Below are 13,195 nucleotides of genomic sequence, written 5' to 3'. Positions count from 1 at the left end.
GGCCGTGGCGGATCGCACGCGCAGCGTCTATTGTCGGTGCCTCTTCAAGCAGCAGGCAGAGGCAGCGCAACACGATGGCACGGTGGCAATGGATGGCGGCAGGGGTGGCGTTGGCAACGGCGGTGGGCTTGGCTGCAACCTGGTGGGATACCCCGCTGAAAACGCTGGCCGGCCCTGCCGGCCCGGTGCCCACGCCGCTGGCCTGGACCGCGCAGATCGAGCCGCTGGCCGGCGATGGTCACCCCGGCGACCGCGACGGTGCGTCCGCGCAGGCGCGCTTCGCCGACCCGTATGCACTGCTGCGCGGCACCGATGGCAGTATCTATTTCACCGATGCCGGTGACAACAACCGGATCCGCCGCCGCCTGCCCGATGGCCGCGTTGAAACCGTGGCCGGGCAGGGCGAGGGCCGTGTCGATGGCCCTGCGCTGCAGGCCAGCTTCCATACGCCTTCGGGCATTGCCGGCGATGCGCAGGGCAACCTGTACGTGGCCGACACGGGCAACCATGCGATCCGCCGCATCGGCACCGATGGCCAGGTGACCACGCTGGCCGGTGGTGAACAGGGCTTCGCCGATGGCCCTGCCATGCAGGCCCGCTTCGATGCACCGATGGGCGTTGCGGTGGACGCGCAGGGCCAGGTCTACGTGGCGGACACGTTCAATGACCGCATCCGGGTGATCGGTACCGATGGCAGTGTGCGCACCCTGGCCGGTGGTGATCGGCCAGGCTTTGCCGATGGCGTGGGCGCTGCTGCGCGTTTCGATACGCCGGTGGCGCTGGCCTTCGACGCGCAGGGTGCATTGCTGGTGGCCGATCTGTTCAACAACGCCGTGCGCCGGGTGGGGACCGATGGCACGGTCAGCACCGTGGTTGCCGGCGGCGGCGTGATCAATGGGCCACTGTCGCTGACCACCACCCACGATGGCGTGCTGTACGTGGGGGATATGGATGGCCGCATCGTGCAGGTGACGCCGCAGGGCCATCAGATCGCACTGGTCGGCAACGGTCGCCTGCCGCGCCTGGCCCGCCCCAGCGGATTGGCAATGGAGGCCGATGGCAGCGTGCTGGTGGCCGACGCCGCAGGCTACCGCCTGCATCGCCTGCGTCCGCTGCCGGTGGGCGAACTGCCGGCGCCGGCACTGGTCGGCCCGGCCGCCGATGCCGCGCTGCCGAAGACGGGCGGCCGTTGGCCGCTCGCACCGCAGGACGGCTGGCACGAAGTGGTCGGCACCCTGGGTGAAGTGCGCGGCAACTTCAGCGGTGAGAGCCGCCACCACCTGCATGGCGGCTTCGACGTGCGCGGTGATGTGGGCCAGACCGTGCTGGCGATTGCCGATGGCAAGATCAGCAGCCCGGTGGCGGCCTGGAACCTGGGCGAGCAGGCCGAGGGCCTGGCGGTGGACCGCCTCAAGTACATCCACATGCGTGTCGGCCGCACCCCGCGCGATGTGCCGTTCGACGCGCGCTGGCAGGCGCTGTATGACGAGCAGGGCAAGCTGCAGCGGATGCGCGTGCGCCGTGGCATGCGCATCCACGTGGGAGACCGCCTGGGCAGCATCAACAACCAGGCGCACGTGCACCTGGCGGTGGGTACCGGTGGCTTCGAGACCAACGCGGTAGCGCTGGGCTTCCAGGGCTACGCCGACCACTTCGCACCGCGCATCACCGATGTGGCCCTGCTGGACGACAACGACCAGCCGATGGTCGCCGGCAGCGATGGCGTGGTGATGGTTGCGCGGCAGGGGCGTGGCGTGCAGATCGTGGTGGAGGCCTGGGACCAGGTCGACAACAATCTGCCACGACGCCGGCTGGGCATGTACCAGGTGGGTTACCAGATTCTCGATGCTACGGGACATGCGCTGCAGGGCTACGAGCAGCCGCGCTGGAACATCGTGTTCAACCGCATGCCGCCGCAGCGGGAAGCGGTGCGCGTGGCCTACGCACCGGACAGCGGCATCACCGTGCATGGCAGCGCGGTGACCCGGTTCCGCTACCTGGCCACCAACACCGTGCGTGATGGCCTGATGGAAACCGGACGCTGGCAGCCGGCGGCGTTGCCGCCGGGCGAGTACATCGTGCGTGCCAGCGTGCGCGACTACAGCGGCAACGAAGGCGTCGGCCCGCGCGAGATCAGAGTACGGCTGCTGCCATAGCCGCAGCCGGGGCGCCGCAGCGTTCGCGCTCGGCGTTCATGTCTTCCAGCGGCCGCACTTCGATGCTGCCGAAGCGTGCCCACGGGAAGTCGCGGGCGATGCGCATGGCGTCGTCGCGGTCGCGCGCCACGATCAGGTTGAAGCCGGCCAGCAGCTCGCGGGTTTCGGCAAACGGGCCATCGAGCACGCGGCTGTGTCCATCGCGCACGCGCAGGGTCTGTGCGGTATCGACCGGCTGCAGCTTCTGTGCGGCCAGCAGCGTGCCTTCGGCCTGCAGCTTGTCGGCATGGGCCAGGCAGTCGCGCATCAGCGCGTTGAATTCTTCGGTGGGCAGGGCCTGCAGCAGGGCAGGCTCGATGTAGATCAGAAGCAGGTACTGCTGCATGGCATGGTCCTGGCGGGGGCGGGGGTCCATGATCGCGCAGGATTGCGCACGGGCATGTTGCAGCGCAGAAGCGCGCCTTCGGCGGGGATCGGCGAACGGCGGAGCCCCTCCGTGGTGGCGCTACAGCGTGATTCTTGGGCTTGGCCGGGTGGGTAGGCGGGTCGGGGGACGCCGTAAACCCATCCGTGGGGGCTTAGCCGCGGCATCCATGCCGCGGACTGATCTGGCCCCCCGCCCCGCCTACCCACCCGGCCCTGGACAGTTTCCTGCGGCGTTCACCACGGAAAATCACAAACAAGAGCAAAAGCGGGTCGCTTCGCTCGTAAAGCTGAGGCCGCCAGCCAACCGCCGTTGCTGCTGCTTTTGCTTTTGCCTTTTCTCTTGATTTTCCCGTGGTGGGGCAGCCGCAGAGATCTGTCTGGGGCCGGGCGGGTGGGGTTGGCGGGGTATCCGCGCCATGGATGGCGCGGCTAAGCCCCCACGGATGGGTTCACGGCGTCCCCGCCAACCCCGCCCGCCCGGCCCACTCCCAGAAAACCAGCTTTCCGCGACCAACCCACACCACCACGGAGGGGCTCCGCCGTTCGCCGACCCTCGCCGAAGGCGCGCTTTCCGCGCAAGAAAAGAATTCCCAACAGACGTGTCGATTCCCAGCCCCCTGGTTCGTTGTATCCAGTGAAGGGCACGCACCACGCGTCCCACGGGAGACCGAAATGAAAGTGATGGTGATCGTGAAGGCCAACGCCGACTCCGAAGCCGGCCGCATGCCCAGCGAACAGGAACTGTCCGAAATGGGCGCCTTCAACGAACAACTGGTGGCCGCCGGCATCATGCTGGCCGGTGAAGGCCTGCACGCCACCCAGCGCGGCCGTCGCATTCATTTCGGCGGCGGGGCACCCAAGGTCGAGGCCGGTCCGTTCGGTCCTGCCAGCGAACAGATCGCCGGCTTCTGGCTGTGGGAGGTGCGGTCGCTGGACGAGGCCGTTGAATGGGCCAGCCGTGCGCCATTCGGCGAGGGCGGCACGCTGGAACTGCGTCCGCTGATCTCCGCAGAAGACTTTGGTGAAGCCTTCACCCCCGAATTACAGCAGCAGGAACAGCGTCTGCGTGCACAGCTGGAAGGCTGATCCGATTCCTCTCCCTGCCGGGCACGCCCCGGCACTATCGCCCTGAACCGCACAACGGAGTATTGCCATGAGACTGATTCCCTTCCTCGGCTTCAGCGGCCAGGCCCACGAGGCAATGGCGTTCTATGCCAAGGCACTCGGTGGCCAGGTCACCTCGGAAATGAAGTACCGCGACATGCCGCCCTCCGATGGCTCGCCGGGCTGCAACGAAATGCCGCCGGAAACCCTCGACCACGTTGCGCACAGCCAGCTGGAGATCGGCAGCGCCATCGTGATGGCGGCCGACGGTCCCGGCGGTGGCGAGGGCGGCTCGACCACCATCAATGTCGACGTCGACAGCATCGAAGAAGCCGAACGCGTGTTCGCCGCGCTGGCCGAAGGTGGCCAGGTGCAGATGCCGATCGGCGAAACGTTCTGGGCACATCGCTGGGGCATGCTGATCGACCGTTACGGCAAGCCGTGGATGGTCAATTGCATGAAGCAGCCCTGATCCCTCCCTCTTTCCTCTTCATCCACAAGGAGCGTTACCAATGAGTGCACCACAACCGCAGATGATCTTCGTCAACCTGCCCGTGCAGGACCTGGAGAAGTCCAAGGCATTCTTCACCGCGCTGGGCTACAGCTTCAATCCAACCTATACCAATGACGATGCGGCTGGCATGGTCATAAGCGAGAGCATCTATGTGATGCTGCTGACCCAACCTTTTTTCCAGCAGTTCACCAACAAGCCGATTGCCGACGCGCACACCCACACGGAAGTGATCAATGCGCTCTCGGCACCCAGTCGCAAGGCCGTTGACGAGCTGGTGGACAAGGCACTGGCCGCCGGCGCCAGCGAGCCGCAGCCGGCGCGCGACCTGGGCTTCATGTACCAGCGCGGCTTCCAGGACCTGGATGGCCATCTCTGGGAAATCGCACACATGGACGGCGAGCCGGGCTGACGGCCGCCGCAAGGGAGAACCCTCATGGCTTACGTGGATGCGTACGTGCTGCCGTGCCCGCAGGACAAGGTGGCGGCCTACCGCCGCCTTGCCCGCAAGGCCGGCGTGGTGTGGAAGGACCATGGCGCGCTGCAGTACATGGAATGCGTGGCCGACGATGTGGAACCGGGCAAGAGCACCTCGTTCCCGCGCGCGGTCAAGGCGAAACCGGGCGAGACGGTGATCGTCGCCTTCGTGGTGTTCCGCTCGCGCGCGGCACGCGACCGCATCAACGCAAAGGTGATGGCCGACCCGCGGCTGGCGTCGCTGGGCCCGAAGGACATGCCGTTCGATACCCGGCGCATGTTCTGGGGTGGCTTCAAGCCGATTGTTGAAGCGTGAGCTGCGGCGCTTGTGCGGGCCGGGCGTGCGTGCTGTGATCGGCGCATGCTCGAGCCCGCACTGACGCAGCGTCTGGAAACCCTCTGGCGGATGGAGTCGCCAGTGCTGATCGCGCGCCTGGCGCGGCTGCTCGGTGGCGATGTCGGCCGTGCCGAGGAACTGGCCCAGGACACCTGGCTGGCCGCGCTGGAGCGTTGGCCGGAGCAGGGCATCCCGGACAACCCCGGAGCCTGGCTGATGACCACCGCGCGCAACCGTGCCATCGATGTGCTGCGCCAGCACCAACGCGTGGCTCAGCAGCACGCGCAATGGGGCGAGGAACTGCATCCGGCGGCGCTGCCGGCACCCGATGACAGCCAGGCGCTGGAGGACGACCTGGGCGATGACCTGCTGCGGCTGATGTTCGTGGCCTGCCATCCCGTGCTGCCGGCCGATGCGCGCGTGGCGCTCACCCTGCGCCTGCTCGGTGGCCTGACCACCGTGGAGATCGCGCGCGCGTTCCTGCAGCCGGAACCGACCATCGCCCAGCGCATCGTGCGCGCCAAGCGCACCCTGGCGCAGAAGCAGGTGCCCTATGAAGTGCCGCGCGCGGAGGCGATGCCGGAGCGCCTGGCCTCGGTGCTGGAGGCGATCTACCTGGTGTTCAACGAAGGCTATGCGGCCAGCGCCGGCGACGACTGGATGCGCCCGGCGCTGTGCGAGGAAGCGCTGCGCCTGGCCCGCGTCCTGGCCCATCGGTTGCCGGTGCCGCCGGTACTGGGCCTGCTGGCGCTGATGGAGCTGCAGGCCTCGCGTGCAGCGGCGCGGGTGGACGCGCAGGGCGCGCCGGTGCTGCTGGACCAGCAGAACCGCGCGCGCTGGGATTGGCTGCAGATCGAACGTGGTCAGCAGGCACTGGCACGTGCGCTGGCCGCAGGCGGCGGGCAGGATCCCTACGTGCTGCAGGCGCGCATCGCGGCCTGCCATGCGGCTGCGCGTCGCGCTGACGCCACCGATTGGCCGCGCATTGCTGCGCTTTATACACAGCTTCTGCAGGTGCAGCCTTCGCCAGTGGTGGCATTGAACCGGGTGGTGGCGATCCTGCGCAGCGACGGTCCCTTTGCCGCCTGGGCGCAGCTGCAGCCCTTGCTGGTCGACGCGCGCCTGCGTGACTACGCGCCGCTGCAGGTGGTGCGTGGCGAGCTGTTGCAGGCACTGGGGCGCGAGCAGGATGCGCGTGACGCTTTTGGCGAGGCGGCTCGGCTCAGCCAGAACCAGGCCGAGCGTGGACTGTTGCGGCAGCGGGCGGGCCTGCCCCCCACGGACTGAGCCGACAAGGACAGCACTTGTCGCCGCGCGCCTTAGCGGCTATGTTTCGCGCCCAGCGGACGCATCAGCGCCCGCATTCCGTGCGTATTGACCGAGGAGCGGTTGGATGTATTCAAGGACGAAGAGCGCATCGCGCGCTTTTGCGCGCCTGCTTGCCTGTGCCCTGTGCCTGGCCGTATGGCCGATGGCCGTGCAGGCCGCGGACAAATCGCAGCAGGCCTATTGGGCCGGTTTTGCCTATACCGCTGACGCCGCCGCCGTGCAGGCGACCACGCCACATGCGCATGCGGTGCTGGAACGGCGTGGCCTGATCCCGCTGAACCAGACGCTGGCGCAGTCGCTCAAGCGCCGCGCACCGGCCCACCTGGAGCTGATCGACCAGCCGGTGGCGATGCTCGACGGCACCACCAGCGCCACCGTGCTGGCCGCCGCGCTGGACCGCGAACTGGTCTCGGTCGAGCCGATCGGCGACCAGTACAAGGTGCTGGTGGAAGTGGCGCTGCAGGCGTTGTTCTTCGACTTCCGCGAGCGCCAGGTGATCGCGTCCTATCCGCTCACGCTGCAGCGCATCGACGTGCAGGATTACCGACCGGACAACGACGATATCGACGCGATCGTCGCCGATCTGCTGTATGGCGGCGCCGATACCAGCCTGTCGCAGGTGCTGGCGGCCAGCCTTGCCCAGGCCAGGTTGCCCGACGCGGCGGTGCGCCGTCTGCAGGTCGGTGGTGTAACCCTGTCCGACGCGGTCCGCGCCAAGCTGCCCGACCCAAAGTGGGAAGCGCCGCTGCGCGCCACGCTGGCCCATGAACTGTCCAAGACGCTGTCGTCCAACACCGGCGTCGGGCTGCTGCCGCCGGCCTCGGGCCAGGCGATCGGTGGCGCGATGGCTGCCCGCTTTGCCGACGGCAAGGTCTACCAGCTGAAGATTCCCGAACCCGACTACGTCATCAACCTGCAGGTCGATGCATTGAAGAACGGCGTGATCGAGGAAACCCCGGCGATGAAGACGATGCTGTTCGGCGCCTTCTTCACCGCCAAGGTGACCGAACCGTTCTCGGGGAAGGTCTATTTCGAACAGCCGCTGCGCAAGGGGGCCACCAAGGTGGTTCCGGCCACGCAGTGGCAGGTCGACCAGTGGTCGGCCAGCTACGAAACCCTGCTGGCCGGGCTCGATGCCTTCGCCGGCGCCGCCGCCAAGCGTGCCGATTCGCGCGCCTGGCTGGACGAACAGAAGCCGGGCGGCCGCCCGTTGCAGCAGCAGACCCAAGCCCTCCAGGAGTTGATCAAGTCATGTCGTTGATGCGTACCATCCTGCTCATCCTCATCGCGCTGGTGGTGGCCTCGCCGGTCGCTGCGCAGACCGCGAGTTCGCGCGGCACCGGCTCGGCCAGCTACGGCCTGCGCCTGAGTGCCGATACCCGTGCCCAGGCCCTGAACAAGGCCAAGGTCAACGCCCTGGAGGCATACATCGCCGAAACCGGTGCGGCCAAGCTGCGCCTGTTCGAAGCGCGCCGCGCCGAGTTCATCGGCGAGATCGACCGCTACGTGCTCAGCGCGGTGCAGCTGTCGGACACCGAAGACAAGAAGGCCAAGACCTACACCGTCACCGTCCGTGCCGAGATCAACACCACCCTGCTGCAGACCAAGCTGGATGCGGGTTCGGCCGTGGCCGGTGCCACCGCCGCGCAGCGCTCGCTGCTGACCTTCCTGTTCATGGCGCGCTCGCAGGACACCGTGCAGTCGTTCCAGGACAAGGAATACCGCCGCCTCGACGCCAGCAGCAGCTACAGCGAGAACACCCGTGAGGGCGACAGCTTCCGCGGCAACTCGGTCAGCACCAACGGCAGCATCAACCAGAACGGATCGGTGTCGGTCACCAGCGGCGGCAGCACCACCGCACGCGCCGACAACATCACCTGGAAGGTGGCCAACGCCGCCGAGGTCAACACCGCGATGACCGGTGCCTTCAGCGCCGCCGGCTACGAAGTGGTTGAAGCCGAATACGTGGAAGGCGAGTCGCGTGGCCTGCTCAGCATCGAGCGTATCCGCAAGGACTTCAGCACCGGCAACGACCTGGCCCCGGCCACCCTGCGTGACACCGCCAACGGCATCCGTGCAGCCAACATTCCGTACATCGCCGTCGGCACCCTCGACGTCGGCATGCGCGACCGCGACCCGGCCAGTGGCAACACCCGCGTGTTCGTCACTGTCACCGGCAAGGTGCTGGACGTGACCGGTCGTTTCCCGCGCACCGTGTCGTCGGTCGGCCCCGTGCAGTTCTCCGGCACCGGCCCGAATGAAACCGTGGCCCGTACCAATGCCCTGCAGCTGGCTGCCGAAAAGGCCGCCCAGCAGATGATCAACGAACTGAACGTCAAGGCGGTCCGCTGATCCGCCGCCCCGTGGGTGCCGAGCGCGCTCGACATCCACCGGGGTTACCGATTCCCCACGTGCCGCACCGCGGCCGTCTCTCCCAAAGGACTCTCACATGATCCGCAATACCGCTCTTGTCCTGGCCATCGCGGCCGCCACCCTGTCGATGCCGGCGCACGCCGGCCTGGGCAAGCTGAAGGACCTGGCCGGCGCCGCCACCGGTACCTCCAGCAGCAGCGCCTCCAGTGCCGCCGCACCGGATGAAGCCGCGCAGGAAGCACTGGTGCGTCGTTTCGTCAGCTCGCAGTCGCACTCGCTGCAGGCCCAGACCTCGTTCGCCCGTGCCTTCGGCCTGGCCGAGCAGGTGCAGCTGCTGGAAGCCGAGCGCCAGGCGCTGTCGTCGGGTTCGGTCAGCGTCGATGCGATGAAGAAGTCGGTGTCGGTCAGCGAAGCCGCCCAGGCCGCGATCGACGAGCGCCAGGCCGCGCAGCCGGAGCTGAACGCTGAATCCAAGCAGCACTATGCCGAAGGCCTGGTCTCGCTGCTGGCGTCGGCTGCCGAAGCGCAGAAGCTGGGCGGCGAAGCCAGCAACTTCACCGCCGGCATGAAGAACCTGGGCGCCACCCAGATGGCCACCGTCGGCCGCAAACTGGCTGCCGGTGCATGGGTGGCCAAGGAATCGCCGGGCTTCATCCAGGGCCTGTACGGCTCGACCAAGTCGGCCGTGACCTTCGCCAAGAAGAGCAAGGTGAAGGTGCCGTCGAACGCCGATTCGATGCTCGACTCGATCTGATCCGAGGATCAACCCCATGCGTACGACCTCCCGTTTGATCGGCCTGGGCCTGGCCGCCGTGCTGCTTGCAGCCTGCGGCAAGCAGGACACCCCGGCCGCCGATGCGCCCACACCCGCCAAGGACAAGGCAACCAGTGCACTGGCCAGCAATGCGCCAGTGGAAGCAGCGCCCCTGCGTGGCACGCCGGATTTCGGCGGCACCACCCAGGTCGCGCGCGAGGCCGACGGCATCGGCAGCACCCCGGAACTGGCGGTGCTGGCGGCGCTGCAGTCGGCGGTGGCGCAGGTCAACGGTGTACGCGTGGCCAGCCAGATGCAGGGCCTGCGCGCAGGCCTGCATGTGGACGTGGATGACGAACACGTCGGCGATATCCGCGCCGACGCGTTCACCCAGCAGATGATCGCCGGCTCGCAGGGCGCGGTGCTGGGCTATGAAATCCTGTCGCAGGACGAAGTGCGGCAGCTGGACGAGGAAACCATCGCGCGCGTGCGCGCCAGCGATGAAGGCTGGAGCTTCAAGGGTTCGGCCTCTGCCAGCGCCTCTGGCGAAGCCACGGCCAAGGGCGGCGGTGCCTCGGCCAGTGTCAAGGAGCGCTACGACGAGAAGGTCAGCGTCGATGCCAAGCGTGGTGCAAGCTCGTTCGATTCCGACGTGACCCACCGCAGCATGCGCAGCTACTGGAAGGTACGCGTGCGTGCCCAGATCGCCCAGTACCGCGCACCGGACGAGCAGGGCAAGCCGAAGATCGTGGTCGCGCTGCCGCGTACGAAGGCCGGCAGCTATGCCGTGGGCGATGGCCGCGTGAGCGCCGATGAAGTGGCCGACGCGATCCGCGCACGCCTGTCCGACACGCTGACCCAGACCCAGCGCTTCATCGTGCTGGATCGCGAGTTCGGCGACGAACTGCAGGCCGAGATCGACCACATCAACAGCGGCAACGTGCGTTTGCAGGACACTGCCCGCGTCGGCCAGCAGCTGGCGACCGACCTGATCCTGATCCCGACCATCGAACGCTTCGAGTACCCGCGCAGCGTGCGCAACCTGCGCATGTCCGACCGTCAGGTGACCTCATACTCCGGTGGCGGCCGCATCACCCTGCGCCTGGTCAACGCCACCACTGGCCAGGTGGTGATGTCCGACAGCTTCGATCACCAGTTGGCCTCGACCGGCCCGAGCACCCTGCCGCGTGTGGTCAACGGCCGCAACATGGCTGCGGCGATGATGGAATCGCTGTCCGGCCAGATCGGCACCAGCATCGTCACCACGCTGTTCCCGGTATCGGTGGTGTCGGTGGACGGTGACCAGGTGGTGCTGAGCCAAGGCGGTGACACCGTGCAGGCCGGCCAGCGCTGGCAGGCCGTGCGCCTGGGCGAGGAACTGAAGGACCCGCAGACCGGCCGTTCGCTGGGCCGCAGCGAACACCCGTGCTGCACCATCCGCATCGACCGCGTGGCTGCGCAGACCTCGTACGGCACCATCGAAGATGGCGTCGACGCGATGCGCGGCGGCTTCCGTCCGGGCCAGATCGAACTGCGCCAGAAGCTGGGCAGCAAGCCGGCTGCCGCTGCTGCTGGCGCAACGGCCTCGGCAGCACCGGCTACCGCCGCGCGCCCGGTGGCCAAGCCGAAGCCCAAGCCTGCTGCCGCCCCGGCCGAAGACCCGAACTGGTAACACGCCCAAGCAACACACAGATGGGGTCAGAGCCCTTTCCTGCCGGGAAAGGGATCTGACCCCTTCGTGTTTCCGTCCGTGTTGACCAAGGTCGACACCCACCAACAGCAGCAGAGATCTGTCGAAGGCGGGGTGGGTCCGGTTGCGGGGGTGTCCGCGGCATGAATGCCGCGGCCAAGCCCCCAAGGACGGGTTTACGGCGTCCCCCGCAACCGGACCCACCCCGCCATCCCACCGAATGCCTGCTTCTGCTGTTGCTGTTGCTCCAGCTGTTGCTGCTGCCCTGGCTTCGGCGGGTGCAGGGCGCAGCCCTGCCGAATCCCATTACACTCCAGAAGGATTTCCCTGCTGGAGAGAGCAATGAAACGAGTGGTACTGGGCGTGCTGGCCCTGTCGGTGTCGAGCGCACTGATGGCGGCCACCCCGAAATTCGATGGCGCGCGGATCTCCGCCGACGTCAAGGAACTGGCCTCCGACGCCTACGAAGGCCGCTCGCCGGCCACCGCCGGCGAAGAGAAGACCATCGCCTACCTCAGCAAGCAGTTTGCCGACGCCGGTCTGCAGCCGGGCGGCGACCTCAAGGACGGCAAGCGCCTTTGGACCCAGGCCGTGCCGCTGCGCAAGGGCGACATCGTCGGCACACCGCAGCTGGCGCTGCACCAGGGCGGCAAGACTGTTGCGCTGGAGCAGGGCAAGCAGATTGCCGTGCGCGCCGCCATGAACGGCGCCAGCAACGTCGACATCAGCAAGGCCCCGCTGGTGTTCCTCGGCTATGGCGTGAAAGCGCCGGAGCGCAACTGGGACGACTTCAAGGGCGTGGACCTGAAGGGCAAGATTGCCGTCGTACTGATCAACGATCCGGACTTCGAAACCGGCCAAGGTGATTTCGACGGCAAGGGCATGACCTATTACGGCCGTTGGACCTACAAGTACGAGGAAGGCGCGCGCCAGGGTGCACTGGGCGTGCTGATCGTGCACGAGACCGCACCGGCCTCCTATGGCTGGGCCACCGTGGCCGGTTCCAACACCAACACCATGTTCGACGTGGTGCGCGACAACCCGGCCGAAAGCCACCCGCTGCTGGAAGGCTGGATCCAGCGCGACCTGGCCGTGGAGCTGTTCCGCTCCGCCGGGCAGGACTTCGAGGCGCTGAAGAAGAAGGCGCAGCAGCGCGACTTCACCCCGGTGCCGCTGACCGGCGCCAGCCTGGACGCGAAGTACGCGGTGAAGACCGAAGTGATCACCTCGCACAACGTGGCCGCACGCCTGGAAGGCAGCCGCCATCCGGATGAGACGATCATCTACAGCGCGCACTGGGACCACATTGGCGTGGGCGAGCCGGACGCGCGCGGTGACCGCATCTTCAACGGCGCACTGGACAACGCCAGCGGTACCGCCTCGCTGCTCGAGCTTGCCCGTGGCTTCGCCAAGGAAACGCGCCCGCAGCGCTCGCTGCTGTTCCTGGCGGTCACCGCCGAGGAGAAGGGCCTGCTGGGTTCGGAGTACTACGCCACCCATCCGCTGTACCCGCTGGAAAAGACCGTGGCGGTGATCAACATGGACGGCATGGCGCCGTTCGGCCCGTCGCGTGACTTCGGCATCTACGGTGCCGCGCGTTTCGAGCTGCTGGACCAGCTGAAGGACGTGGCCAAGGGCTGGGACATCCGCTACACGCCGGACCCGAAGCCGGAAGCGGGCCTGTTCTTCCGCTCCGACCACTTCCCGTTCGCCAAGCGTGGCGTGCCGGCGCTGTCCTGGTCGGCCGGCCAGGACTGGGTGGACGGTGGCGTCGCCGCAGGCAAGAAGGCCTCCGAGGACTACACCGCCAAGCGTTACCACCAGCAGGGCGACGAATGGCAGCCGGACTGGGTGTTCGCCGGTGCCGCCCGCGACCTGGAAGTGCTGTACACGCTGGGCAACCAGCTGGCCAACGCGCGCAGCTGGCCGAACTGGAGCAAGGATGAGTCGTTCCGCGCCGTGCGTGACGCCAGCGCCGGCCAGCGCAAGTAAGAAGCACCGGTAGTGCCGGCCGCTGGCCGGCAACCGCACTCGGTCC

The 13,195-nt window shown here is 67.6% G+C and carries 12 protein-coding genes; 11 read left to right on the top strand and 1 reads right to left on the bottom strand.

Annotated elements, in window-relative coordinates; all coding sequences use genetic code 11:
- Positions 1–74 precede the first annotated feature (74 nt).
- The gene (locus ACM0PB_RS16020; protein ID WP_065179614.1) at positions 75–2,156 is read left to right on the top strand and encodes an NHL repeat-containing protein; all 2,082 of its coding nucleotides are present in this window, start codon (positions 75–77) and stop codon (positions 2,154–2,156) included.
- Here the strand turns inward: ACM0PB_RS16020 and ACM0PB_RS16015 are convergent.
- Positions 2,134–2,541, bottom strand: coding sequence for a YciI family protein (locus ACM0PB_RS16015; protein WP_065197347.1), 408 nt, complete (start codon positions 2,539–2,541; stop codon positions 2,134–2,136). The two genes, ACM0PB_RS16020 and ACM0PB_RS16015, sit on opposite strands and share 23 nt — an antisense overlap.
- Positions 2,542–3,254: 713 nt before the next feature.
- Between ACM0PB_RS16015 and ACM0PB_RS16010 the strand changes: the two genes are divergently transcribed.
- From ACM0PB_RS16010 to ACM0PB_RS15965, 10 genes are all read left to right on the top strand, one after another.
- Positions 3,255–3,668 (top strand): YciI family protein, encoded by a 414-nt coding sequence (locus ACM0PB_RS16010; RefSeq protein ID WP_053500761.1) that lies wholly within the window; start codon positions 3,255–3,257, stop codon positions 3,666–3,668.
- Positions 3,669–3,735: 67 nt separating this feature from the next.
- Positions 3,736–4,158, top strand: a complete 423-nt coding sequence (locus ACM0PB_RS16005; RefSeq protein ID WP_111175762.1) for a VOC family protein — start codon at positions 3,736–3,738, stop codon at positions 4,156–4,158.
- Positions 4,159–4,198: 40 nt separating this feature from the next.
- Positions 4,199–4,609 (top strand): VOC family protein, encoded by a 411-nt coding sequence (locus tag ACM0PB_RS16000; RefSeq protein WP_021202152.1) that lies wholly within the window; start codon positions 4,199–4,201, stop codon positions 4,607–4,609.
- Positions 4,610–4,633: 24 nt separating this feature from the next.
- The gene (locus ACM0PB_RS15995; RefSeq protein WP_005415092.1) at positions 4,634–4,990 is read left to right on the top strand and encodes a DUF1428 domain-containing protein; all 357 of its coding nucleotides are present in this window, start codon (positions 4,634–4,636) and stop codon (positions 4,988–4,990) included.
- A 45-nt stretch (positions 4,991–5,035) separates the two neighbouring features.
- Entirely contained in the window at positions 5,036–6,298 is a 1,263-nt protein-coding gene (locus ACM0PB_RS15990) for an RNA polymerase sigma factor (RefSeq protein WP_414604864.1), read from the top strand.
- Between the two features lie 106 nt (positions 6,299–6,404).
- The gene (locus ACM0PB_RS15985; protein WP_065196172.1) at positions 6,405–7,601 is read left to right on the top strand and encodes a hypothetical protein; all 1,197 of its coding nucleotides are present in this window, start codon (positions 6,405–6,407) and stop codon (positions 7,599–7,601) included.
- On the top strand, positions 7,592–8,692 hold the full coding sequence (locus ACM0PB_RS15980; RefSeq protein WP_414604863.1) for a hypothetical protein: 1,101 nt from the start codon (positions 7,592–7,594) through the stop codon (positions 8,690–8,692). Before ACM0PB_RS15985 ends, ACM0PB_RS15980 begins: the two co-directional genes overlap by 10 nt.
- A gap of 97 nt (positions 8,693–8,789) precedes the next feature.
- Positions 8,790–9,467: a hypothetical protein gene (locus tag ACM0PB_RS15975; RefSeq protein WP_005415096.1), complete on the top strand. Its 678-nt coding sequence runs from the start codon at positions 8,790–8,792 to the stop codon at positions 9,465–9,467.
- A 16-nt stretch (positions 9,468–9,483) separates the two neighbouring features.
- Complete coding sequence (locus ACM0PB_RS15970; RefSeq protein WP_164093140.1) at positions 9,484–11,139, top strand: CsgG/HfaB family protein; 1,656 nt, start codon at positions 9,484–9,486, stop codon at positions 11,137–11,139.
- Positions 11,140–11,499: 360 nt separating this feature from the next.
- The gene (locus ACM0PB_RS15965) at positions 11,500–13,149 is read left to right on the top strand and encodes a M28 family metallopeptidase (protein ID WP_065179264.1); all 1,650 of its coding nucleotides are present in this window, start codon (positions 11,500–11,502) and stop codon (positions 13,147–13,149) included.
- Positions 13,150–13,195: the final 46 nt, after the last annotated feature.

It is taken from the genome of Stenotrophomonas sp. AR029, assembly GCF_047520695.2.
In the GTDB taxonomy this organism is placed as follows: Bacteria; Pseudomonadota; Gammaproteobacteria; order Xanthomonadales; family Xanthomonadaceae; genus Stenotrophomonas; species Stenotrophomonas sepilia.
This window is presented reverse-complemented; position numbering and strand designations above follow the sequence as displayed.

Bases quoted from the DNA above. Each gene is read 5' to 3' on its own strand.
- ACM0PB_RS16020 (WP_065179614.1), top strand. From the start codon at position 75: ATGGCACGGTGGCAATGGATGGCGGCAGGGGTGGCGTTGGCAACGGCG.
- ACM0PB_RS16015 (WP_065197347.1), bottom strand. From the start codon at position 2,541: ATGCAGCAGTACCTGCTTCTGATCTACATCGAGCCTGCCCTGCTGCAG.
- ACM0PB_RS16010 (WP_053500761.1), top strand. From the start codon at position 3,255: ATGAAAGTGATGGTGATCGTGAAGGCCAACGCCGACTCCGAAGCCGGC.
- ACM0PB_RS16005 (WP_111175762.1), top strand. From the start codon at position 3,736: ATGAGACTGATTCCCTTCCTCGGCTTCAGCGGCCAGGCCCACGAGGCA.
- ACM0PB_RS16000 (WP_021202152.1), top strand. From the start codon at position 4,199: ATGAGTGCACCACAACCGCAGATGATCTTCGTCAACCTGCCCGTGCAG.
- ACM0PB_RS15995 (WP_005415092.1), top strand. From the start codon at position 4,634: ATGGCTTACGTGGATGCGTACGTGCTGCCGTGCCCGCAGGACAAGGTG.
- ACM0PB_RS15990 (WP_414604864.1), top strand. From the start codon at position 5,036: ATGCTCGAGCCCGCACTGACGCAGCGTCTGGAAACCCTCTGGCGGATG.
- ACM0PB_RS15985 (WP_065196172.1), top strand. From the start codon at position 6,405: ATGTATTCAAGGACGAAGAGCGCATCGCGCGCTTTTGCGCGCCTGCTT.
- ACM0PB_RS15980 (WP_414604863.1), top strand. From the start codon at position 7,592: ATGTCGTTGATGCGTACCATCCTGCTCATCCTCATCGCGCTGGTGGTG.
- ACM0PB_RS15975 (WP_005415096.1), top strand. From the start codon at position 8,790: ATGATCCGCAATACCGCTCTTGTCCTGGCCATCGCGGCCGCCACCCTG.
- ACM0PB_RS15970 (WP_164093140.1), top strand. From the start codon at position 9,484: ATGCGTACGACCTCCCGTTTGATCGGCCTGGGCCTGGCCGCCGTGCTG.
- ACM0PB_RS15965 (WP_065179264.1), top strand. From the start codon at position 11,500: ATGAAACGAGTGGTACTGGGCGTGCTGGCCCTGTCGGTGTCGAGCGCA.